We start from the raw sequence: 23,414 nt of genomic DNA, 5'->3' as shown, positions 1-23,414 counted from the left end.
TTCAATATTATCGAAGGAAAGTTGAGAAAAATGGCAGAAAAAACATATCCTATGACCCTTGCGGAAAAGGAAAAACTTGAAAAAGAATTAGAAGAATTGAAATTGGTTCGCCGACCAGAAGTGGTAGAACGCATTAAGATTGCCCGTTCATACGGTGACCTTTCAGAAAACAGTGAATACGAAGCAGCTAAGGATGAACAAGCTTTTGTTGAAGGACAAATCTCTAGCTTGGAAACAAAAATCCGTTATGCTGAAATCGTCAATAGTGACTCAGTTGCAGATGATGAAGTAGCGATTGGTAAAACAGTCACTATCCAAGAAATTGGTGAGGACGAAGAAGAAGTTTATATTATCGTAGGTTCAGCCGGTGCGGATGCCTTTGCAGGTAAAGTCTCAAATGAAAGCCCAATTGGACAAGCCTTGATTGGTAAGAAAACAGGTGACACAGCAACCATTGAAACACCTGTTGGTAGCTATGATGTAAAAATCTTGAAGGTTGAAAAAACAGCCTAAAAACAGAAAAGGAGTGGGGAGGCTGTGCGCTTCACTCACTCCTTTTTCCATTTTAAATTGAATTGGAGACGATATGAGTTCAAAGAAGAAAAAAAATAAGATGGAGCGTGGTCTGACCAATCGTCACGTGCAGGTTATGGCCATTGCAGGAACAATCGGAACAGGACTCTTTTTGGGAGCAGGTCGCTCTATCAGCCTAACAGGTCCTTCCATTGTACTGATTTATATGATTACTGGGGCTTTTATGTTCCTCATGATGCGTGCGGTTGGGGAAATGCTTTATCAGGATCCTGAGCAACATACCTTTATCAACTTTATCACGCGCCATTTAGGTAAGGGCTGGGGTTATTTCTCAGTTTGGTCTTACTGGTTATCCGTTGTCTTTATCGGTATGGCGGAAATCACTGCTATCTCTCACTATGTTCAGTTTTGGTTCCCTAGCTGGCCAAGTTGGATGATTGAGATTGGATTTTTGACTATTCTAGCCTTAGTAAATCTGATTGCGGTGAAGCTCTTTGGGGAAGTTGAGTTTTGGTTTGCTATGGTCAAGATTGTGGCTATTTTAGCTATGATTGCCACAGGAGTCTTTATGGTCTTGACAGGCTTTAAGACACCACATGGAGTAGCAAGTTTGGCTAATATCACCGATAATTTCTCCCTATTCCCAAATGGTGGAGTAAACTTTGTCATGGCCTTCCAGATGGTGTTCTTTGCCTACCTCATGATTGAGTTTATTGGGGTAACGACTTCTGAAACAAAAAATCCACGCCAGGTACTGCCAAAAGCTGTTAAGGAAATTCCATTACGTATTGCCTTTTTCTATGGAGGAGCTCTCTTAGCCATCATGGCTATCATTCCGTGGCGTGAGCTTGCATCGGCTGATTCTCCCTTTGTTACAGTATTTGAATTGGCCGGTATCAAGTGGGCAGCAGCCTTGATTAACTTCGTTGTTTTGACATCAGCGGCATCTGCTCTTAACTCAACCCTTTATTCAACAGGTCGTCACTTGTATCAGATTGCCCATGATTCGCCAAATCCATTCCTAAAAGCAATCAAGGCAGATACCCTTTCTCGTCATAACGTGCCACAAAATGCTATCATCGCTTCAGCAATCTTGATTGCCCTAGCAGCCTTTATTAATGTCTTGCCAGGTGTTTCAGATGCCTTTGCCTTGATTACGGCATCATCATCAGGTGTTTATATTGCCATTTATATCTTGATTATGGTGGCTCACCTTAAATACCGCAAGTCACCAGACTTTATGGCGGATGGCTATCTCATGCCCCATTATCGTTTCCTAAATCCTTTAACCATGCTCTTCTTTGCCTTTGTCTTCGTAACCCTCTTTTTACAAGAGTCTACATTTGTAGGAGCAATCGGATCAGCTATCTGGATTATCGGTTTCGGGATTTATAGCCAGTGGAAATTTAGAAAATAGATTTGAAACTCATCAACTCAGGTTGGTGAGTTTTTGCTAGTTTGACAGTCTATTGAAATAAGACTATAATCAAGCTGTAACAGTATTTAAGGAGATTTAGATGTACTTTAGATTGGAAAATAAGGAATCCCATAAATCACAAGAAATAGGGAATCTGATTCGTGTTTATAACCGTTCAAAACGAGAAGAAGCTGAAAGTGAGCCACTTAATCTTTATGTCGAAGATGAAGAGGGCAATCTTCTGGCAGGTTTGATAGCAGAGACTTTTGGAAATTGGTTGGAAATTGAGTATTTGTTTGTAAAAGAGGAACTGCGAGGGCAAGGAATCGGTTCAAAACTATTGCAGCAAGCAGAAACTGAAGCTAAGAATCGAAACTGTCGTTTTGCTTTTGTCAATACTTACCAGTTTCAAGCTCCTGATTTTTATAAAAGGCATGGCTACAAGGAAGTCTTTACTTTACAAGACTATCCCTACATTGGGCAAAGATATTATTACCAAAAGGATTTGTAAGGTGAATATGAAGGTATAATACAAATAGAAAATCACACATAAGTATGGAGGCGGACTAATGGATATGAGTAACTATCGATAAGTAGCAGTTATAATCTACAAATTGTGTCTTTCTAGACGATATTGAGGACAATACAGTCGTAGCTAAGACATTAGATGTGAAATCCTACGATGCTGTAGATGTTTTGAGAAAATTGAATAAGCAGAAAACTCTCTATCATTTAGGTGGTAGAGAGTTTTTTGTTAATAAAATTTTACAAAATGACATTTATATATTGCATTAAGTTAGATATATGATATAATGTTGTTAAAAAGAGGCGCAACTTTTTAAAATTAATGAGAATCAAAGAGAAAACCAAGAATGTTAATGGAGGAATAAAAAATGGAAGTTATAAATGTAAGTAAGCATTATGCTCATTCAATCATTCTCAAAGATATAAATTTTGCACTTAATAAGGGTGAAATTGTTGGTCTAGTAGGGAGAAACGGAGTTGGCAAGAGTACATTGATGAAAATTCTTGTTCAGAATAATCAACCGACTTCAGGGAATATTATAAGTAGTGATAATGTTGGGTATTTAATCGAAGAACCAAAATTATTTTTATCTAAAACAGGTTTAGAGAATTTAAAATATTTGTCAAATTTATATGGTGTTGACTACAATAAAGAAAGATTTGGAAGTTTGATCCAAGAGTTAGATTTGACTCAGTCTATTAATAAAAAAGTAAAGACCTATTCTTTAGGTACAAAACAAAAATTAGCTTTGCTTCTAACTCTCGTTACGGAACCTGATATATTGATTTTAGATGAACCGACTAATGGTTTAGATATTGAATCATCACAAATAGTTTTAGCAGTTCTAAAAAACTTAGCTTTACATGAAAATGTGGGAATTTTAATATCGAGTCATAAATTAGAAGATATTGAAGAAATTTGTGAGAGGGTCCTTTTCTTGGAGAACGGGCTTTTGACATTCCAAAAAGTAGGAAAAGATAGACATAATTGCTTGTTTGAGATAGCTTTTTCATCAGCTACAGATAAAGACATTTTCCTTACCAAACAAGAATTTGGGGATATTGTTCAGGAAGAGGGACTGAAAATTACTATGTCTGGGAATATTCAAAGTAGTGAGCTTTTTAAATTTTTTAACGAAAACTCTATTAAAGTAGTTGATTTTGAAACTAAAAAAGAGACGCTTAAAGATATTTATCTAAATCGTTCAAAATAAAGGAAGGTTATAATCATGAAATTAAATAAATTGAATTTTCTTAAGGAAAATATAAGAGATTTATATTCATCAGGCGTAATATATCTCGGATTGATTATCTCGTTTATACCGCCGATACTGGTTACATTCTTTATTCTAAAGACTCAAGGGACATCACTTGGTATTAAGCATATTTCAAATTTTTATGCTATGCTCGGTATGTTAATGGCTGTTATACATGCTAACCGAATTATTAGCAGGGATTTTTCTAACAATACGATCAGTTTATTTTATAATCAAAAGAAAAATCGGATGATTTACGTCTTGTCTAATTTTCTATATGCCATCTCAGTTTCTATTATTTATGCTTTGAATGGCATTGTGCTACTAGTCATCGTATGTAAATTGGGTGTTCCAGGTGATTTAGGATTAGATTTTATAGTAGCTATTGTAGTCAATACAATTTTGTTAGTCCTATTTTATTTTCTATTATCTTACATTTTCTATTTATACAAATTGAAAAGTGGCTTGATATTTGGTATTTTAGTTGCTTTACTACTCTTTATCCCTAATATATTAAATACGATTATGATGAATACTAGTAATGATTTGTTTATCAAAGCAATTGAACTTCTTCCTTTTTATTCTTTACCTGTATTTGTGGCTTCAAATACGATGTCTATTAGTCAGTATCTTGTGGTAATCACTACAATCATTTTATTGTACTTTTTCACTCTCAAGAAAAGCAAGAAGTATTCATTTAGTTTCGTTTAGTATTATTTTGCATACTTAAAACCAGCAAAAAATCAGTCATCTTGGTATGCTCCTTCTCTTGCTGTTCACCACGTTTTTGACTTATACTAGACTCATTTCCAAAAGCATTATATAATAGTAATATGAAACCAACTAAACTAAACAAGAAGTACAAGCAATAAAAACTCGTTTAAAAGATTCTACTAAAGCTAATACTAAACAAAAATAAAAGAGTAAACTAGGAAGTTTATTTCAAACAATCCAACATACTGATTTTAGGTTGAAGATAATATTGGAGTGCTAATTAATGAGGTTATAATAAATAGCTGACAGCTTGTGTTAGTTTTGGATTTTTTAAGAGTAGATGAGTATTAAAACTATAAGGAGGACGCAGGTGGCTAAAAATTTAAAATTAAAATTAGCTCGGGTAGAGCTTGATTTAACTCAAGGTCAACTAGCAGATGCTGTCGGGGTGACGCGCCAGACTATTGGTTTGATAGAGGCGGGAAAATATAATCCCAGTCTCTCGCTCTGCCAGTCCATTTGCAGATGTTTAGGGAAAACCCTAGACCAACTATTTTGGGAGGAAGAAGATGGTAAATAAATTCATTCATTATCAATTACTTGATGAAAGAGAAGAACAACTAATCAATAAAGCTGGAGCGGAATCCTTTACCCTCTTCATTGGGCTTGTGCTTCTAAGCTATTTGGTGGCTGTATTAGCTCCCTCTCTTTTTAATCCGAATTTTCTAGTCTATACTCTGATAGTAGGAATTTTCTTCTTTTTCAATCGTGCCCGTTATCTGGGAGTGACCTACTATAGTCGTTTTCATTTTACGATTTTGGGTTGTTTTTTCCTAACCTTGGCTATTACGGCTCTTTTGATGTTGCAGAATTATCAATTCAACATAGAAATTTATCAGCACAATCCTTTGAACATTAAATACCTGTCTGCTTGGGCGATTACTTATGTCATTTACCTTCCTTGGGTTTTTATAGGCAATCTCGGTCTGAAGAGCTATGGCGAATGGGCTCAGAAAAAATTTGAACAAGATATGGATGAACTGGAGAGTGGTGAATAGCTTGTTACTCTTTTCTCAATCCGGCTAAAATGTGATATAATAGTACTAATTTATTGGAATACATGAAAGTTTTTGAAAGTTTTCATGGGTTTCTAGTTAAGGAAGTAGGAAAAGTATGTATCCAGATGATAGTTTGACATTGCACACGGACTTGTACCAGATCAACATGATGCAGGTTTACTTTGACCAAGGAATTCACAATAAAAAGGCGGTTTTTGAGGTTTATTTCCGACAACAGCCTTTTAAGAACGGTTATGCAGTTTTTGCAGGTTTAGAAAGAATTGTGAGCTATCTTGAAGATTTGCGTTTTTCAGATAGTGATATTGCCTATTTGGAATCACTAGGCTATCATGGGGATTTCTTGGACTACCTTCGCAATTTCAAGTTGGAGTTGACCGTTCGTTCTGCCCAAGAAGGGGATTTGGTTTTTGCTAATGAACCGATTGTGCAAGTTGAAGGCCCTTTAGCCCAATGCCAGTTGGTCGAAACGGCTCTTTTGAACATCGTCAACTACCAGACATTAGTGGCGACTAAGGCAGCTCGTATTCGTTCAGTCATTGAAGATGAACCCTTGATGGAGTTTGGGACACGTCGGGCGCAAGAAATGGATGCGGCTATCTGGGGAACACGCGCAGCGGTGATTGGTGGTGCCAATGGAACCAGCAACGTGCGTGCTGGTAAACTCTTTGACATTCCTGTCTTGGGGACTCACGCCCATGCCTTAGTACAGGTTTATGGCAATGACTATGAAGCTTTCAAGGCTTACGCTGCGACCCACAAAAATTGTGTCTTTCTTGTGGATACCTATGATACCCTTCGCATCGGTGTACCAGCTGCCATTCAGGTGGCGCGTGAGCTGGGTGACCAGATTAACTTTATGGGTGTGCGGATTGACTCTGGGGATATTGCCTACATTTCCAAGAAAGTTCGTCAGCAACTGGACGAGGCTGGATTTACAGAGGCTAAGATTTATGCTTCTAATGATTTGGACGAAAATACTATCCTCAACCTCAAGATGCAAAAGGCCAAGATTGATGTCTGGGGTGTGGGTACCAAGTTGATTACAGCTTATGACCAGCCAGCTCTTGGGGCAGTTTATAAGATTGTTGCAATCGAAGATGAAAATGGCCAGATGCGCAATACTATCAAGCTGTCAAATAATGCTGAAAAAGTGTCTACACCAGGTAAGAAGCAGGTGTGGCGCATTACCAGTCGTGAAAAAGGCAAGTCAGAAGGCGACTACATAACCTATGATGGTGTTGATGTTTCCAGCATGACAGAAATCAAGATGTTCCATCCGACCTATACTTACATCAAGAAGACGGTTCGTAATTTTGACGCTGTTCCTCTCTTAGTGGATATCTTCAAAGACGGAAAATTGATTTACAACCTGCCTAGCTTGACTGAGATTCAGGATTATGCTCGTAAGGAATTTGACAAGCTTTGGGATGAATACAAGCGCGTGCTCAATCCTCAGCATTATCCAGTGGATTTGGCGCGTGATGTATGGCAAGACAAGATGGACTTGATTGACAAAATGCGCAAGGAAGCCCTCGGTGAAGGAGAAGAAGAATGAGTTTGCAAGAAACGATTATCCAAGAATTGGGCGTAAAACCAGTGATTGATGCCCAAGAAGAAATCCGTCGTTCCATTGATTTCTTAAAGAGATACCTGAAAAAACATCCCTTCCTAAAAACCTTTGTACTAGGGATTTCTGGAGGGCAGGACTCGACTTTGGCAGGACGATTGGCTCAACTGGCCATGGAAGAACTGCGAGCAGAGACAGGGAATGATAGCTACAAATTTATCGCTGTCCGCCTGCCTTATGGAGTACAAGCCGATGAAGCAGATGCTCAAAAAGCCCTAGCCTTCATCCAGCCAGATGTCAGCTTGGTTGTGAATATTAAGGAATCAGCTGATGCCATGACAGCCGCAGTTGAAGCGACAGGTAGTCCTGTCTCAGACTTCAACAAGGGCAATATCAAGGCTCGTTGCCGTATGATTGCTCAGTATGCCCTTGCTGGTGCCCATAGCGGAGCGGTCATTGGAACAGACCACGCCGCGGAAAATATCACAGGTTTCTTTACCAAGTTTGGTGACGGTGGTGCAGATATTCTCCCTCTTTATCGCCTCAATAAGCGTCAAGGAAAACAACTCTTGAAGGAACTTGGTGCAGATCCAGCCCTTTATGAAAAGATCCCAACTGCAGACCTAGAAGAAGACAAACCAGGCCTAGCTGACGAAGTGGCCCTCGGAGTTACTTATGAAGAGATTGACGATTACCTAGAAGGCAAAACAATCAGCCAAGAAGCCCAAGCAAGAATCGAAAACTGGTGGCACAAAGGCCAACACAAACGCCACCTACCAATCACCGTATTTGATGACTTTTGGGAGTGAAAACCTCCACTGGAGGTTTTTAGCCTCTCACCTTGAAATAAGAAAGTGAGAGAAGGTTCGGTAACTCACCGAGTTCGATTTCGTCGTCTCACCCCCGCAACGATGACTAGGTTTGAAAAAGCTTGCTAGAGCGCATTTCAAACCAGACAGCGACTGCGTCAAGGGATTAGATTAAAAACTTGTTTTTTAGTTGTTACTGAGTTTAGTCTTTTTACCCTGAGTTTAGAAATAAGAAAACGAGGAAGGTCCGGGGGACCTTTTTAGCTTCTTTCCCTGAAATTAAAATGCAAGAAAAACCTCCAGGGGACCTTTTTACCCCGAGTATGGAAACAGGTAAGCGAGGAAGGTCCAGTAGACCTTTTTAGCTTATTACCTTGAAATTCAAAAGTAAAGCAAATTTCAAAGGAGATTGGACAGAGAATCATCTATCAGAAAGCGAGGTAGCGTCATGAAAGCAATCGGTATGCAAACATTACAGACAGATCGTTTAATCTTGCGAAGATTTGTGGAGAGTGATGCAGAAGCCATGTTTCAAAATTGGGCTTCCTCTGCTGAGAATCTAACCTACGTCACTTGGGATCCCCACTCTGATGTCGAGGTGACTCGAAATTCGATTCGTAATTGGGTTGCCTCCTATGCAAATCCCAACTATTACAAATGGGCCATTTGCCTGAAAGACAACCCAGAGCAAGTGATTGGAGATATCAGCATTGTTGCAATAGATGAGAACGATTCTTCTTGTGAAATAGGCTATGTGCTTGGCAAGGCTTACTGGGGATATGGGATTATGACAGAAGCCTTGAAAGCTGTCTTGGACTTCTGTTTTACTCAAGTAGGCTTTCAAAAAGTCAAGGCACGTTATGCCAGTCTCAACCCAGCTTCTGGTCGTGTCATGGAGAAGGCTGGAATGTCCTATCTAAAGACTATTACCAATGGTGTAGAGAGAAAAGGCTATCTTGCGGACCTTATTTATTATCAGATAAGTAGGGAAGACTAGTGAATTTTCTTTTCTGTTTCCATCAAAGTCAGACTTTGTCTGGCTTTTTTTGCAACATTTTATACATAACCTGATTAAATTCCTATTTTTTCCTATCATTGTCCCTGTTTTTTCTTGAGTTTTGGGGCTATAATAGTCCTATCAAATCAAAGAATGGAGGAAGGCAATGGATAATATAATCTTTTTTATCAGTGTTTTTCTTGCTGGAATTCTTTCCTTCTTTTCTCCTTGTATTTTACCCTTGTTACCAGTCTATGCAGGGGTCTTGTTGGATGACAAAGATGGTGCTCAGGCTTCTAGTGGCAAATTTTCAATCTCAGTTGTCAGTTTATTGCGAACTCTGGCCTTTATAGCGGGTATTTCTTTTATCTTTATCTTACTGGGCTATGGAGCTGGTTTTTTAGGCAATTTGCTGTATGCTTCTTGGTTTCAGTATGTGACGGGTGCGGTTATCATTCTTTTAGGCTTGCACCAGATGGAAGTCTTACATTTTCAGGGACTCTACAAGGAAAGAAGGCTACAATTAAAGAGACAGGGGCAAAAGGGTAAGGGCTATAGTCAGGCATTTTTACTGGGGCTGACCTTTAGTTTTGCTTGGACGCCATGTGTGGGACCGGTTCTGGGCTCTGTTTTAGCCTTGGCGGCTTCAGGTGGCTCAGGTGCTTGGCAGGGAGCTGGTCTCATGTTAATCTATACGCTGGGTCTAGCGCTACCATTTTTGGTTCTAGCTCTTGCCTCCAGCTATGTTTTGAAACATTTCCGAAAACTTCATCCCTACCTCGTAACCCTCAAAAAAGTGGGTGGTTTCCTCATTATCGTGATGGGAATCTTGGTGCTTTTGGGAAATGCTTCTATTTTGACTACATTATTTGAATAGAGAGGAAGAAGAAATGAAAAAATGGCAAACATGTCTCCTTGGAGTAGGCTCAATCTGTTGCTTGGCAGCTTGTTCGGCTAAAACTATGTCAGACGAAGCTACTATGAAGGAGCAAACAAAAACAGAACAAGTCAGTTCACAAACTGCGAGTAAAGGTCAGGCAGTTGCTGATTTTGAACTGACGGGAGTAGATGGCAAGACTTATCGTTTATCTGATTATAAGGGTAAGACAGTCTATCTTAAATTCTGGGCTTCTTGGTGTTCCATCTGTCTAGCCAGTCTTCCAGATACGGATGAAATCGCTAAAGATGCTGGAGATGACTATGTTGTCTTGACAGTGGTCTCTCCTGGACACAAAGGTGAACAAGCAGAAGCAGACTTTAAGAACTGGTACAAGGGCTTGGATTATAAAAATTTCCCAGTTCTAATTGACTCATCAGGAAAACTGTTGGAAAGTTATGGTGTCCGTTCTTACCCAACTCAAGCCTTTATAGACAAGGAAGGAAAACTGGTCAAGACGCAACCAGGTTTTATGGATAAGGATATGATTTTAAAAACATTGAAAGAAATGGGGTAGAGAAAGGTCATGAATGATAAAGTAAAATTGTTTGTCTTGGCAGGAATCTTTTTCCTAGCCATAACCGGTTTCTATTTTCTATTGATGCGAAATGCAGGGCAGACAGATAGCTCGCAAATTGAGAAAGCATCAGTTAGCCAAGGAGGAAAAACAGTGAAAAAAACAGAAGTTAGTAAAGATGCAGACTTGCACGAAATTTATCTAGCTGGGGGATGTTTCTGGGGAGTGGAGGAATACTTCTCACGCGTTGCCGGGGTGACAGATGCCGTATCAGGCTATGCAAATGGTAGAGGGGAAACAACCAAGTACGAGTTGATTAACCAAACAGGACATGCGGAAACTGTCCATGTTACTTATGATGCCAATCAAATTTCTCTCAAGGAAATCCTGCTTCATTATTTCCGCATTATCAATCCAACCAGCAAAAATAAACAAGGAAATGATGTGGGAACCCAGTACCGTACTGGTGTTTATTACACAGATGACAAGGATTTAGAGGTGATTAACCAAGTCTTTGATGAGGTGGCTAAGAAATACGATCAACCTTTAGCAGTTGAAAAGGAAACCTTGAAGAATTTTGTGGTGGCTGAGGATTACCACCAAGACTATCTCAAGAAAAATCCAAATGGCTACTGCCATATCAATGTTAATCAGGCGGCCTACCCCGTCATCGATGCCAGCAAATATCCCAAACCAAGCGATGAGGAATTGAAAAAGACCTTGTCACCTGAGGAGTATGCAGTTACCCAGAAAAATCAAACAGAACGAGCTTTTTCAAACCGCTACTGGGATAAATTTGAATCCGGTATCTATGTGGATGTGGCAACTGGCGAACCCCTCTTTTCATCAAAGGACAAGTTTGAGTCTGGTTGTGGTTGGCCTAGTTTTACCCAACCCATCAGTCCAGATGTTGCCACCTACAAGGAAGATAAGTCCTACAATATGACACGCATGGAAGTGCGGAGCCGAGTGGGAGATTCACACCTTGGCCATGTTTTTACGGACGGACCACAGGACAAGGGTGGCTTGCGCTACTGTATTAATAGTCTCTCTATCCGCTTTATTCCCAAAGACCAAATGGAAGAAAAAGGCTACGCTTATTTACTAGATTATGTTGATTAAGAGGGCTTTCCTAAGCAGTTAGCGGAGAATTTTGCTATACTGATACTAGTAAGTGACAAAGGAGAGAAGCATGACCTACACAATCTTAATCGTAGAGGATGAATATCTGGTAAGACAAGGCTTGACCAAGCTGGTCAATGTAGCGGCCTACGATATGGAAATTATCGGTCAAGCTGAAAATGGAAGACAGGCTTGGGAATTGATACAAAAGCAGGTGCCGGATATCATTCTAACCGATATCAACATGCCTCAGCTAAATGGCATCCAGTTAGCCAGTCTGGTCCGAGAAACCTATCCTCAGGTGCATTTGGTCTTTTTAACAGGTTACGATGATTTTGATTATGCTTTGTCTGCTGTCAAACTAGGTGTGGACGATTATCTGCTCAAGCCCTTTTCTCGTCAGGATATTGAGGAAATGTTGGGGAAAATCAAGCAAAAGTTGGATAAGGAAGAAAAGGAAGAGCAATTACAAGATTTATTGACCGATAAGTTTGAGGGAAATATGGCCCAGAAAATCCAGTCCCATCTGGCTGATAGCCAATTTAGTTTAAAGTCTTTGGCCAGTGACTTGGGCTTTAGTCCAACTTATCTGAGTTCCTTGATTAAGAAAGAGTTGGGCCTACCTTTTCAGGATTATTTGGTGAGAGAACGTGTCAAACAAGCCAAGCTCTTGCTTTTAACTACAGATCTGAAGATTTACGAGATCGCAGAGAAGGTTGGTTTTGAAGATATGAACTACTTTACCCAACGCTTTAAGCAGATTGCGGGTGTGACCCCTCGTCAGTTTAAGAAGGGGGAAGGTCGATGAAACGTTCTTCTCTCCTAGTCAGAATGGTTATTTCCATCTTTCTGGTCTTTCTCATTCTCCTAGCTCTGGTTGGGACTTTCTACTATCAATCTAGTTCATCAGCCATTGAGGCTAGCATTGAGGGCAATAGCCAGACGACTATCAGCCAAACTAGCCACTTTATCCAGTCTTATATCAAAAAATTAGAAACCACCTCGACTAGTTTGACCCAGCAGGCAGATGTCCTGACCTATGCTGAGAATCCCAGTCAAGACAAGGTCAAGGGAATTCGAGATCTATTTTTGACCATCTTAAAATCAGACCAAGACTTGAAAACTGTTGTGCTGGTGACTAAATCCGGTCAAGTCATTTCTACAGATGACAGTGTGCAGATGAAAACTTCCTCTGATATGATGGCTGAGGATTGGTACCAAAAGGCCATTCATCAGGGAGCCATGCCTATTTTGACTCCGGCTCGTAAATCGGACAGTCAATGGGTCATTTCTGTCACTCAGGAACTTGTTGATGCAAAGGGAGCCAATCTGGGCGTGCTTCGTTTGGATATTTCCTACGAAACTCTGGAAGCCTATCTCAACCAGCTTCAGTTGGGTCAGCAGGGCTTTGCCTTTATTATCAATGAAAACCATGAATTTGTTTACCATCCTCAACACACAGTTTATAGTTCGTCTAGCGAAATGGAGGCTATGAAACCCTACATTGAGACAGGGCAGGGCTATACGCTAGACCACCAATCCTACGTCAGTCAGGAAAAGATTGCAGGAACTGATTGGACGGTGCTTGGCGTGTCTTCGTTGGAGAAGTTAGACCAGGTTCGGAGTCAACTTTTGTGGACCTTGCTTGGTGCTAGTGTCACCTCTCTTCTTGCCTGTCTCTTCTTGGTGTGGCTTAGTCTTAAACGCTGGATTGCTCCTCTGAATGACTTGAGAGAAACCATGCTGGAGATTGCTTCTGGTAATCAGAATCTTCGTGCCAAGGAAGCTGGTGCCTATGAACTGAGAGAAGTGTCTCATCAGTTCAATGCCATGTTGGATCAGATTGATCAGTTGATGGTAGCTATTCGCAAGCAGGAAGAAACAACCCGTCAGTATGAACTTCAAGCCTTGTCAAGCCAGATTAATCCGCATTTCCTCTATAACACCTTGGACACTATCATCTGGATGGCTGAATTTCAGGACAGTCAGCGAGTGGTTCAGGTGACCAAGTCCTTGGCTACCTACTTCCGCTTGGCGCTCAATCAGGGTAAAGATTTGATTTGCCTCTCTGACGAAATCAATCATGTCCGCCAGTATCTCTTTATCCAGAAACAACGCTATGGAGATAAGCTGGAATACGAAATTAATGAAAATCCTGCCTTTGATAAGCTAGTTTTGCCCAAGCTGGTGTTACAACCCTTAGTAGAAAATGCTCTTTACCATGGCATTAAGGAAAAAGAAGGTCAGGGTCATATTAGAGTCTCTGTTCAGAAACAGGATTCAGGACTAGTCATCCGCATTGAGGATGATGGGGTTGGTTTCCAAGATGCTGGCGATAGTAGTCAAAGTCAACTCAAACGTGGGGGGGTTGGTCTGCAAAATGTTAATCAACGGCTCAAACTTCATTTTGGAGAAGATTATCAGATGAAGATTGATTCTGCACCTTGCAAAGGAACGACGGTTGAAATATACATAAATAGAATAGAAACTAGCTAACTCCCAGTCAATTCTGGGAGTTTTATGCGTAATTGGGCAAGCTTTCTAGGTTGTCTATCTTGCTAAAAACAAGAAAAAACGATATGATAGATAGTGACAAAAGAGGTATCAAGTATGAAGGAAAAAGACATTCAAAGAGAAACAAGCCAGATTGTAGAAGATGTGTTAGAAAAGGCCAATTTGAAGCAAGGATCTATCTTTGTTTTGGGCCTTTCTTCTAGTGAAGTGATAGGTGGTCAGATTGGTAAGGAATCCAGCCAAGAAATTGGGGAAATCATTGTGAAGACCATCCTAGATATCCTAGAGGAAAAAGGAATTCATCTAGCTGTTCAAGGTTGTGAACATGTCAATCGGGCCCTCGTTGTTGAACGTCAGGTTGCAGAGCAGTTTGCTCTGGAAATAGTTAGTGTCCTTCCTACCCTTCATGCAGGAGGTTCAGGTCAGTTGGCAGCCTTCAAGTTTATGCAAGATCCAGTTGAGGTTGAATTTATCAAGGCTCATGCTGGATTGGATATCGGAGACACTGCAATTGGCATGCATGTCAAGCATGTTCAGGTTCCGATTCGCCCTCTTTTGAGAGAAATTGGGCATGCCCATGTAACGGCTCTTGCTAGTCGTCCAAAATTAATTGGAGGTGCGCGTGCGCACTATCCGCAAGATTCTATTAGAAAGTCATAAGAATGAGAAAAACAAAACAACAACTTGAAAAAATTACTAAATATTCCATTCGCAAGTTAACTGTTGGGGTTGGTCCTGTAGCCATCGGGGCCTTCCTTTTTGGTGCAAGTGCCCTTTCAGTAGATAAGGTACAAGCCAATGAAGTTGGTGGAGCTCATAGCGTTCATTACCGTTATTTGGCGGAGCAGGAATTGACCGAGTCTGAAAAAGCCTTAATTCACCATGAAGTCCCTTCGGAGTTTCAAGAGGATGATATTATCTATGCAGTGTATCGAAAGAAAGCTAGTACCTACCAAGAACTTCCTTATACAGGGAGTAAAGAATTAGCCTTGGCTGGTATAGGGTTGGCTACGGCTTCTTTGGCTGTTTTATTAATCTCTAAAAAACATCGTGGTAAGGTGCTTGGTGTCTTATTAATTAGTTCGATTGGTGCAAGCAACTTTGTTCCTTTCACCACATTTGCGTTTGAAAATAAAGAATTGCTTTCTTATAACCAAACTATTTCGGCTTCTACACATGAAGGTTTGGCTGAAGGGATTATCCACATTGATGGCTATGAGTATATTGGATACTTTAAGGAAGCAGAACTCCATCCATCAAGGCCAGCTTCAGCTGAGAAGCCTCAGTTGCCAGTAGAAAAGCAAAGTGCAAATGAAATTGATAAGACAGAAGTAGTTCAAGAAAAACCAGTTTCTGAGAAACCTCAGTCAAGACTGGAAGAGAGCTTGGTAGATATTCCTTTTGAAACAGTCACAAGCCCAGATACCAATCTAGCAGAAGGACAGACTCGTATCGTCACAGCTGGAGTAAATGGTCAGCGTCGCATTGTAACCAAAGTATCGATGGTTAATGGTCAAGAAGTTAGAGAAGTCATCGAAGACCAAGTGGTTCAAAATCCTGTTTCGCAAGTCATTGCAGTCGGAACTAAGAAAGAAGAGCAACCTGCCCCAACTCCAGTACCACAAGCTGAACCAACGCATCAGGTAGCTAAAGGAACGCAAGAGGCAGGCAAAGAAGGTCAAGCCTTAACACAACCAGAACTACCAGAGGCTCCAGTTGAAGCAAAAGGAACCCAAGAGGCAGGCAAAGAAGGTCAAGCTCTAACACAACCAGAACTACCAGAGGCTCCAGTTGAAGCAAAAGGAACCCAAGAGGCAGGCAAGGAAGGTCAAGCTTTAACACAACCAACCTTACCAGAAGCTCCAATCGAAGTAAAAGGTACACAAGAGGAAGGTAAAACTGGCCAAGCCCTTGTACAAGAACAGTTACCTGAGTACAAAGTAACTGAGGGAGCGGTTACGAAAGAAACTACTACTGAGATTGACTATAAGACAGAAATTATCGAGGATCCAACCAAATATACGGATGAAGAAACTGTAGTTCAAGATGGAGAAAAGGGCAGTAAAATTACCAAAACGACTTATAAGACTCTCGAAGGTGTTGAGACTGACCAAGTTTTAAATACAACAACTACTGTTGTCAAAGAACCAGTCACTAAAAAAATAAGCCGTGGGACAAAACCAATTGAAGGAACTCTGGTGGAAGAAAGTCTTGAAAAGATTCCATTTAAGGAAGTTCTTAAAGAAGATGACCAACTGAAAAAGGGTGAAAGAGTTACTGTCCAAGAAGGAAAAGATGGGCAGAAAAAAGTTACCAAGACTTACAAAACTCTCAAAGGTTTAAAAACTGAAGAAGCACCTAAAATTGTGGAACAGGTTCTGGAGTTAGACCAAGATCGTATCGTCAAATTAGGAACTAAAAACTTTGAAAAACCAATCTTAAGTTTGTCACTTGTTGATGTTAATGATTTGAAACGATCATCTCAAATTCGTTATAATTTGGAAAATCCAAGTAAAGCAGCCATTAAATCTATCACTCTAACTCTGAAAAAAGGTGATGAGATTGTGAAGACCTTGAATGTTTCACCAGAAGATCTAACAGCTTCTGTGACAGAACTACAGTACTATAAAGATTATAAACTTGAAACGAAGATGGTTTATGACCGTGGTGAGGGTGATGAGGAAGAAGTTCTGAAAGAAGAACCTCTAAGAATTGACCTCAAAAAAGTTGAAATCAAAAACATCAAAGAAACAAGCTTGATGAGTGTGGATGCTGACGGTAATGAAACAGATACTAGTTTGCTGACAGAAAAACCAGCTGATGTTGCTCCGCTTTATTTACGAGTGACCACTCATGATAACAAAATAACAAGACTTGCTGTTGACAAGATTGAAGAAGTAGAAAAAGACGGAAAAACTTTATACAAAGTCACTGCCAAAGCACCTGATTTGATTCAACGGAATGCTGACAACACACTTAGCGAAGAGTATGTCCATTACTTTGAAAAACAAAAAGCACACGATGGTGATGTATATTATAGCTTTAACGACCTAGTAACGGCTATGAAAGCTAATCCAAGTGGTACCTTTAAACTTGGTGCAGATTTGAATGCAGCAAATGTACCAACTCCGAATAAACAATATGTACCTGGTAAATTTAGCGGAACTTTAACAAGTGTTGACGGTAAACAATATACCATTCATAATATGGCTCGTCAGTTATTCGATAACGTTGAAGGCGGTACAGTTAAAAACATTAACTTAGGTAATGTTAATATTAATATGCCTTGGATTGAAAATATTTCCGCACTATCAAGAGTAATTAAAAATGCCACAGTTGAAAATGTTAAGGTAACTGGTAGTATCCTTGGTAAAGATGGTATTGCTGGTATCGTAAATAAAGGAGATACTGGTGGACTTCTTAAAAATGTTGCTTTCATCGGTAAACTAACAGGTGTTGGTAATAAAGGTTGGGATCTTGGTGGTATCGCCGGAGAACTTTGGCGTGGTAATATTAAACATGCATACGTAGATGCTGATATTGTTGCAGATAGAGCACGTGTTGGTGGTCTTGTTGCTAGAACAGATAATGGTTCTGATCCTAATGGTATTGATAAATACGCTTCTGTTCGTAACGCTGTTACTAAAGGAACTATTGATGTGAAGAACCCTGTTGAGGTAGGTGGTTTCATTAGTAAAAACTGGACATGGGGGCGTGTTGCTGACACAGTTTCAATGATGAAAGTCAAAAACGGTGAAGAATTCTACGGTTCTAGAGATTTAGAAGCAGAAGGTGGATATTACACAAAAAACTGGATTGAAAGAAACTACGTTGTTAAAGATGTGAGTGAAGGTTCTCACTCATTTAACGGTTCTCGTAGTAATCGAATCCAAGAAATCAGACTAGAAGATGCAAATAAAAAAATAGAATCATTCGGAATTACAGCTGATAAGTTTGAAATTAAACCTCTTGTTGAAGATGCACTTAATAACGTAAAACCAAAAACAGATACTTATAAAGATACTCAAGATTATGACGTATCTCGCGAACTTGCTTATCGTAACATCGAAAAACTTCAACCATTCTACAATAAAGAATGGATTGTAAATCAAGGTAATAAGATTCCTGCAGATTCTAAATTACTAACTACTGAAGTATTATCTGTTACAGGTATGAAAGATGGACAATTTGTGACCGACTTATCAGATGCTGATCACATTATGATTCATTACGCTGATAAGACGAAAGAAATTAAAGCTATTACACAAAAAGAATCTAAGGTTCAACAAGTTCGTGAATATAGTATTGAAGGATTAGGTGATATTGTCTATACACCAAATATGGTTGTTAAAGATAGGACACAGTTAATCAGCGATATCAAAGCTAAATTAGCTTCTGTTGAACTTGATTCAGATGAAGTTCGTAAGATTAATAACAATCCTAAGATGTTATACATGGAAGAAAGCTTCAAAGAAGTAAAAGATAATCTTGATGCTTTAGTTAAAGCTTTAGTTGAAAATGAAGACCATCAATTAAATACGGACGAAGCAGCTAAACGTGCATTGATTAAAAAAGTTGAAGATAACAAAGCTAAAATCATGTTAGCTCTGGCTTACTTAAACCAATACTATGGAATTAAATTTGACGGATTAAATATCAAAAATATGATGACCTTCAAACCGGATTTCTACGGTAAGAACGTTAACGTACTTGATAGATTAATCAGCTTCGCATCAAATGGTAACAACCTAAAAGGTGATCAATCACACGATGCATTTAACAGAGCTCTTGCAAGTGCTACTGGTAAAGCTAATTTACACGAATTCCTGAAGTACAACATGGAATTATTCACTAGTGAAACAGATATGAATACTTGGTTCAAGAATAACATTGCAGATAACGCTTATGTTGTTGAGAAACAATCATCAAATCCAGATTTCGCTAATAAGAAACATAAATTATATGAAGTAATTAATAATGGACATCACGGACGTTATATTCTACCACTTCTGAATCTGAAGAAAGCGCATATGATTTTAATTACAACATATAATACCATTGCGTTTAGTTCATTTGAGAAATATGGTAAGAATACGGCAGAAGAACGTGAAGCGTTCAAGAAGCAAGTTGATTTACGTGCGCAAGAACAAATCAATTATTTAGACTTCTGGTCAAGACTTGCTGCAGATAATGTACGAAATAATCTTCTTAAGAGTGAAAATATGGTTCCATCTGCAATTTGGGATAACCATGATGTACCAGGTTTGGGATGGGTTGACCGTATGGGACATACGAAGAAAGGCGATTTTGCTCCAATTCGTGAATTCTATGGTCCGACTGATAAGTGGCACGGATACAATGGAATGGGTGCATACGCTTATATCTTCCAAAATCCACAACCACAAGAGGCCGTATATTACATCATCTCTAGCATGATTAGTGATTTTGGTACATCTGCATTCACTCACGAAACAACTCACATCAATGACCGTATGGCCTACTTAGGAACATGGCGTCACCGTGAAGGAACAGACGTTGAAGCCTTTGCTCAAGGTATGTTGCAATCACCATCAGTTTCAAATCCAAATGGTGAATATGGTGCCTTAGGATTAAACATGGCTTACGAACGTCAAAATGATGGAAATCAAATTTACAACTATAATCCAAATGTGTTAAATAGTCGTGAGAAAATCGATCACTACATGAAGAATTACAATGAATCCATGATGATGCTTGATTACTTAGAAGCTGAGTCTGTCATCAAGAAAAATACTGGGACAAACGATAAGTGGTTCAAGAAGATCGATAAGAAATATCGCGAAAAAGCGGATCGCAATGGCTTAGTTGGTGAACCACACCAATGGGATTTAGTTCGTGATTTGAATGATGACGAAAAGAATACGAAGCTGACAAGTATTGATCAACTGGTTGATGGAAACTTTGCAACGAAACATGGATTACCAGGAAATGGTCATTACCGTACTGAAGGATTTGATTCTGCTTATACTGTAGTAAATATGATGACAGGTATTTATGGTGGTAATACAAGTAAGAGTGCGGTTGGTTCAATCTCATTCAAACATAATACCTTCCGTATGTGGGGTTACTTCGGTTACCTAGACGGGTTCTTAGGTTATGCATCAAACAAATACAAGCAAGAATCTAAAGCTGCTGGTAATGTAGGTCTTGGTGATGACTTTATTATTAATAAAGTTTCTAACGGCAAATTCCAAAGCTTAGAAGCATGGAAGAAAGCATGGTATCATGAAGTACACGAAAAAGCCCAAAGAGGTTTTGTTGAAATTGAAATCGATGGTCAAAAGATTTCAACTTACGCACAACTTCAGACCTTATTTGATGCAGCGGTCGAAAAAGACCTTCAAGGTAATGATTTCAAGAATACTGTAGATCTTAAATGGAAGGTTTACAAACAACTCTTGCAAAAATCAGATGGATTTGCTGGTGATTTATTCACTAAAGCATAATCAATAGTAAGAAAATAATAAAAAGGTAGATCAGCTTTGTCTGAATCTGCCTTTTTGTGCTATACTTAAGGTATGCATAGAAAAACAGTAATTGATTTTAGGGCTTTGGGGGAGAGATACACCTTTACCCAGCCGATTAAAGAGTTGAAAACGAGAAATATAGCAGAAGTGGCAGATTTGCTGGCACAAGTGGAAAGCTACCAAGAGCAAGGCTATTATGTGGTGGGCTATGTCAGCTACGAGGCTGCACCTGCTTTTGAGGAGAAATTAGCAGTTCATAAATCTCCTTTACTGGACGAGTATTTGCTTTACTTTACTGTTCACGATAAGGTGGAGACCTCCCTTATTCCTCTGACTTATGATGAGGTTGATTTGCCTTCAAATTGGCAGGAAGTAACGTCTGCAGAGGATTATGAAAAGGCGATTGTCCAGATTCATCATCATTTGCGGCAGGGGGACACCTACCAGGTCAACTACACCGTCCAACTCAAGCAAGACTTAAGTGCCAATCCTTTTGCCATCTACAATCGTATGGTAGTAGAGCAGGAGGCGGGCTACAATGCCTATGTTGAACATGATGAGATGGCAGTGATTTCCATGAGCCCAGAGCTCTTTTTTGAGCAAAATGGCCGCGAGTTGACAACGCGACCAATGAAGGGAACAACTCAGCGTGGCATGACTGACAAAGAAGACTTGGAGCAGGCCAGTTGGTTGGAACAGGACCCCAAAAATCGTTCTGAAAATATGATGATTGTGGACCTCTTGCGCAACGATATGAACCGTATTTCTGAAGTGGGAAGTGAGCATGTGGAGCGTTTGTGTCAAGTGGAGCAGTATTCGACTGTCTGGCAGATGACTTCGACCATCAAGAGTCGGTTGAGAGCAGAGGTTGACCTTGTAGAAATATTCCGTTCTCTCTTTCCTTGCGGTTCCATAACGGGTGCACCTAAAATTGCGACTATGGAAATTATAAAGGACTTGGAGCCACAACCGCGTGGAGTCTACTGTGGAACCATTGGTCTCTTGCTTCCAAATGGACGACGGATTTTTAATGTCGCCATTCGGACCATTCAACTCTACAAGGGGCAAGCTATCTATGGAGTTGGCGGAGGTATTACATGGGATAGTACTTGGGAATCTGAATACCGCGAGGTTCATCAAAAGGCAGCTGTTCTCTATCGTAAACAAGCTCGTTTCCAATTAATTACAACTGGGAAAATCAGCCAAAAGAACTTGTTCTTTGAAGAACAACATCTGGAAAGACTGAGAAAAGCTAGTCGGTATTTTGCCTTTCCATTTGATTCAGAAAACTTGAAACAAAAGATAGAGGAAGAGTGTCAGGCTTGTGATGCTAATCAAGATTACCGCTTACGTATTTCTCTCAGCAAGTCTGGAGAGATAGAAGTCGAACGCCGAGTATTAACACCCCTCAGTCCAAGTTTTTGTCAGGCCAAACTTTGTCTGCAAGAAGCTAATTTGCAACAAGCCTTTACCTACTTTAAAACGACTTACAGACCGCATTTGAACCTGGGGGAACAAGAGAAGATTTACCATAATACAAGAGGAGAACTTCTTGAAACCTCTATCGGAAATTTGGTTCTGAAAATCGATGGGAAACTCTACACACCGCCTATCCGACTTGGAATCTTGCCAGGAATTTATCGTCAGCATTTGCTGGAAACAGGAGAGGTAGAAGAGAAAATCTTAACCTTGGCAGATTTTGCCCAAGCAGAAGATATTTACGCCTGTAATGCAGTGAGAGGTTTGTATGAACTGTCAGTAAAGGAGAGCTAAATGAAACTAATATTTTTACATGGATTAGGCCAGTCAGCGGAGAGTTGGAAGGAAGTGCAAGAGTTGCTTGCAGATTATCCCTCTGAAGCCATAGAGTTATTTCCTTCCGGAGTTGCTACCTACCAAGAAGCCAAGGAGCGCATTTATCAGCGCTTAACAGTGGAAACAGAACCTTTTGTCCTAATCGGTTTGTCCTTAGGAGCTACCCTTGCATTGGAGCTGTCAAGTTATGAGATACCAAATCTTCAAGCCATGGTTTTGTCAGGTTGTCCACTGAAACTAGCGGGTAACATTCCTTTTTACATTCAGTTGCTGATATTTAAACTACTCCCCAAAAGGACATTTGAGAAACAGGGAGCAGATAAATCGCTTTTGGTTGGAGTTTCTGAGGAATTAAAAACACTTGATTTAAGAGAGATTGCAAAGAATTGTCCCTATCCAACTTTGTTAATTTGTGGTAGTCAAGATAAGCCTAATCTCAGTTCAATGAAAGCTATTCAAGAACTGATGCCAAATTCCCAATTCCAGATTATCCCTGACGGTCCTCATGTCTTGAATAGAGCTAAACCAAAAGAGTTTGTAGAACAGATCAGAAGTTTCCTTGAATTGCTGAAATAAGTTTGATAAAATAATATTGAAAACGATATCATAATGATGGGAGAAAGAAATGAACAAACGTCTATTTTTAAAAATGAGTTTGGCTTCTTTGCCAGTTTTAGCCTTGTTTTCACAACCTGTGTTAGCAGAAGAAAACATTCATTTTTCTAGTTGTAAGGATGCATGGGCTCATGGTTACTCGGATATGCGTCAAGGAGAACCGGGTTATTCTGCTAAGTTAGATAAAGATCATGATGGTGTCGCTTGCGAATTGAAAAATGCTCCTGAGGGAGCTTTCAAACCAAGAAAATCGATTGAGGTAAAAACAAACTCTAGCTCAGCAATCACAAGTGGATGGGTTCAAAAGGATGGAGTTTGGTACTATCATGATGACAAGGGAAATCCTGTAACCAATACTTGGAAGGGAAGTTATTATCTAAAATCAGATGGTAAAATGGCTCAGAATGAATGGGTTTATGATACATCTTATCAAGCCTGGTACTATTTGAAATCAGATGGTTCGTATGCTCGTAATGCATGGCAAGGTTCA

At 39.7% G+C, this 23,414-nt stretch carries 20 protein-coding genes; all 20 read left to right on the top strand.

Features of this window, described 5'->3' with window-relative positions:
- The first annotated feature begins 30 nt into the window (after nucleotides 1-30).
- Nucleotides 31-513, top strand: coding sequence for a transcription elongation factor GreA (gene greA / locus ADH52_RS09115; protein ID WP_000818748.1), 483 nt, complete (start codon nucleotides 31-33; stop codon nucleotides 511-513).
- 73 nt (nucleotides 514-586) lie between these two features.
- The gene (locus ADH52_RS09110; protein WP_023947824.1) at nucleotides 587-1,951 is read left to right on the top strand and encodes an amino acid permease; all 1,365 of its coding nucleotides are present in this window, start codon (nucleotides 587-589) and stop codon (nucleotides 1,949-1,951) included.
- A 100-nt stretch (nucleotides 1,952-2,051) separates the two neighbouring features.
- Nucleotides 2,052-2,462: a GNAT family N-acetyltransferase gene (locus ADH52_RS09105; RefSeq protein ID WP_080977897.1), complete on the top strand. Its 411-nt coding sequence runs from the start codon at nucleotides 2,052-2,054 to the stop codon at nucleotides 2,460-2,462.
- A 382-nt stretch (nucleotides 2,463-2,844) separates the two neighbouring features.
- Entirely contained in the window at nucleotides 2,845-3,690 is an 846-nt protein-coding gene (locus ADH52_RS09100; protein WP_080977898.1) for an ABC transporter ATP-binding protein, read from the top strand.
- Between the two features lie 15 nt (nucleotides 3,691-3,705).
- Entirely contained in the window at nucleotides 3,706-4,443 is a 738-nt protein-coding gene (locus ADH52_RS09095; RefSeq protein ID WP_049511002.1) for an ABC transporter permease, read from the top strand.
- Nucleotides 4,444-4,816: 373 nt separating this feature from the next.
- Nucleotides 4,817-5,026: a helix-turn-helix transcriptional regulator gene (locus ADH52_RS09090; protein WP_020902217.1), complete on the top strand. Its 210-nt coding sequence runs from the start codon at nucleotides 4,817-4,819 to the stop codon at nucleotides 5,024-5,026.
- Nucleotides 5,016-5,504: a DUF6773 family protein gene (locus ADH52_RS09085; protein WP_049511001.1), complete on the top strand. Its 489-nt coding sequence runs from the start codon at nucleotides 5,016-5,018 to the stop codon at nucleotides 5,502-5,504. Before ADH52_RS09090 ends, ADH52_RS09085 begins: the two co-directional genes overlap by 11 nt.
- 115 nt (nucleotides 5,505-5,619) lie before the next feature.
- Nucleotides 5,620-7,080: a nicotinate phosphoribosyltransferase gene (locus tag ADH52_RS09080; RefSeq protein ID WP_049511000.1), complete on the top strand. Its 1,461-nt coding sequence runs from the start codon at nucleotides 5,620-5,622 to the stop codon at nucleotides 7,078-7,080.
- Nucleotides 7,077-7,901 carry an ammonia-dependent NAD(+) synthetase gene (nadE, locus tag ADH52_RS09075; RefSeq protein ID WP_049510999.1) on the top strand — a complete coding sequence of 275 codons (825 nt, stop codon included), beginning with the start codon at nucleotides 7,077-7,079 and terminating at the stop codon, nucleotides 7,899-7,901. Before ADH52_RS09080 ends, nadE begins: the two co-directional genes overlap by 4 nt.
- Nucleotides 7,902-8,349: 448 nt before the next feature.
- A complete protein-coding gene (locus ADH52_RS09070; protein WP_049510998.1) occupies nucleotides 8,350-8,898 on the top strand; it encodes a GNAT family N-acetyltransferase in 549 nt (182 codons plus the stop codon).
- 166 nt (nucleotides 8,899-9,064) lie between these two features.
- On the top strand, nucleotides 9,065-9,775 hold the full coding sequence (ccdA2, locus tag ADH52_RS09065) for a thiol-disulfide oxidoreductase-associated membrane protein CcdA2 (RefSeq protein WP_049510997.1): 711 nt from the start codon (nucleotides 9,065-9,067) through the stop codon (nucleotides 9,773-9,775).
- 13 nt (nucleotides 9,776-9,788) lie between these two features.
- Complete coding sequence (locus ADH52_RS09060) at nucleotides 9,789-10,352, top strand: redoxin family protein (RefSeq protein WP_049510996.1); 564 nt, start codon at nucleotides 9,789-9,791, stop codon at nucleotides 10,350-10,352.
- 9 nt (nucleotides 10,353-10,361) lie between these two features.
- Entirely contained in the window at nucleotides 10,362-11,474 is a 1,113-nt protein-coding gene (gene msrB / locus ADH52_RS09055) for a peptide-methionine (R)-S-oxide reductase MsrB (protein ID WP_049510995.1), read from the top strand.
- A 70-nt stretch (nucleotides 11,475-11,544) separates the two neighbouring features.
- Entirely contained in the window at nucleotides 11,545-12,282 is a 738-nt protein-coding gene (locus ADH52_RS09050; RefSeq protein WP_004261873.1) for a response regulator transcription factor, read from the top strand.
- Nucleotides 12,279-13,970, top strand: a complete 1,692-nt coding sequence (locus tag ADH52_RS09045) for a cache domain-containing sensor histidine kinase (protein WP_049510994.1) — start codon at nucleotides 12,279-12,281, stop codon at nucleotides 13,968-13,970. Before ADH52_RS09050 ends, ADH52_RS09045 begins: the two co-directional genes overlap by 4 nt.
- A 114-nt stretch (nucleotides 13,971-14,084) precedes the next feature.
- Complete coding sequence (locus ADH52_RS09040) at nucleotides 14,085-14,648, top strand: TIGR01440 family protein (RefSeq protein ID WP_049510992.1); 564 nt, start codon at nucleotides 14,085-14,087, stop codon at nucleotides 14,646-14,648.
- 2 nt (nucleotides 14,649-14,650) lie between these two features.
- On the top strand, nucleotides 14,651-20,473 hold the full coding sequence (locus ADH52_RS09035; RefSeq protein ID WP_049510991.1) for a ZmpA/ZmpB/ZmpC family metallo-endopeptidase: 5,823 nt from the start codon (nucleotides 14,651-14,653) through the stop codon (nucleotides 20,471-20,473).
- A 72-nt stretch (nucleotides 20,474-20,545) separates the two neighbouring features.
- A complete protein-coding gene (gene pabB / locus ADH52_RS09030; protein ID WP_049510990.1) occupies nucleotides 20,546-22,267 on the top strand; it encodes an aminodeoxychorismate synthase component I in 1,722 nt (573 codons plus the stop codon).
- A complete protein-coding gene (locus ADH52_RS09025) occupies nucleotides 22,268-22,885 on the top strand; it encodes an alpha/beta fold hydrolase (protein WP_049510989.1) in 618 nt (205 codons plus the stop codon).
- Nucleotides 22,886-22,934: 49 nt separating this feature from the next.
- The coding region (locus ADH52_RS09020) for an excalibur calcium-binding domain-containing protein (protein WP_049510988.1) at nucleotides 22,935-23,414 on the top strand (480 nt) is incomplete at its 3' end.

Origin of the sequence: Streptococcus pseudopneumoniae (assembly GCF_001072665.1) — a bacterium.
In the GTDB taxonomy this organism is placed as follows: Bacteria; Bacillota; Bacilli; order Lactobacillales; family Streptococcaceae; genus Streptococcus; species Streptococcus pseudopneumoniae_S.
Note: the sequence above shows the minus strand (reverse complement) of the source record. Positions and strands in the feature narration are given on the sequence as shown.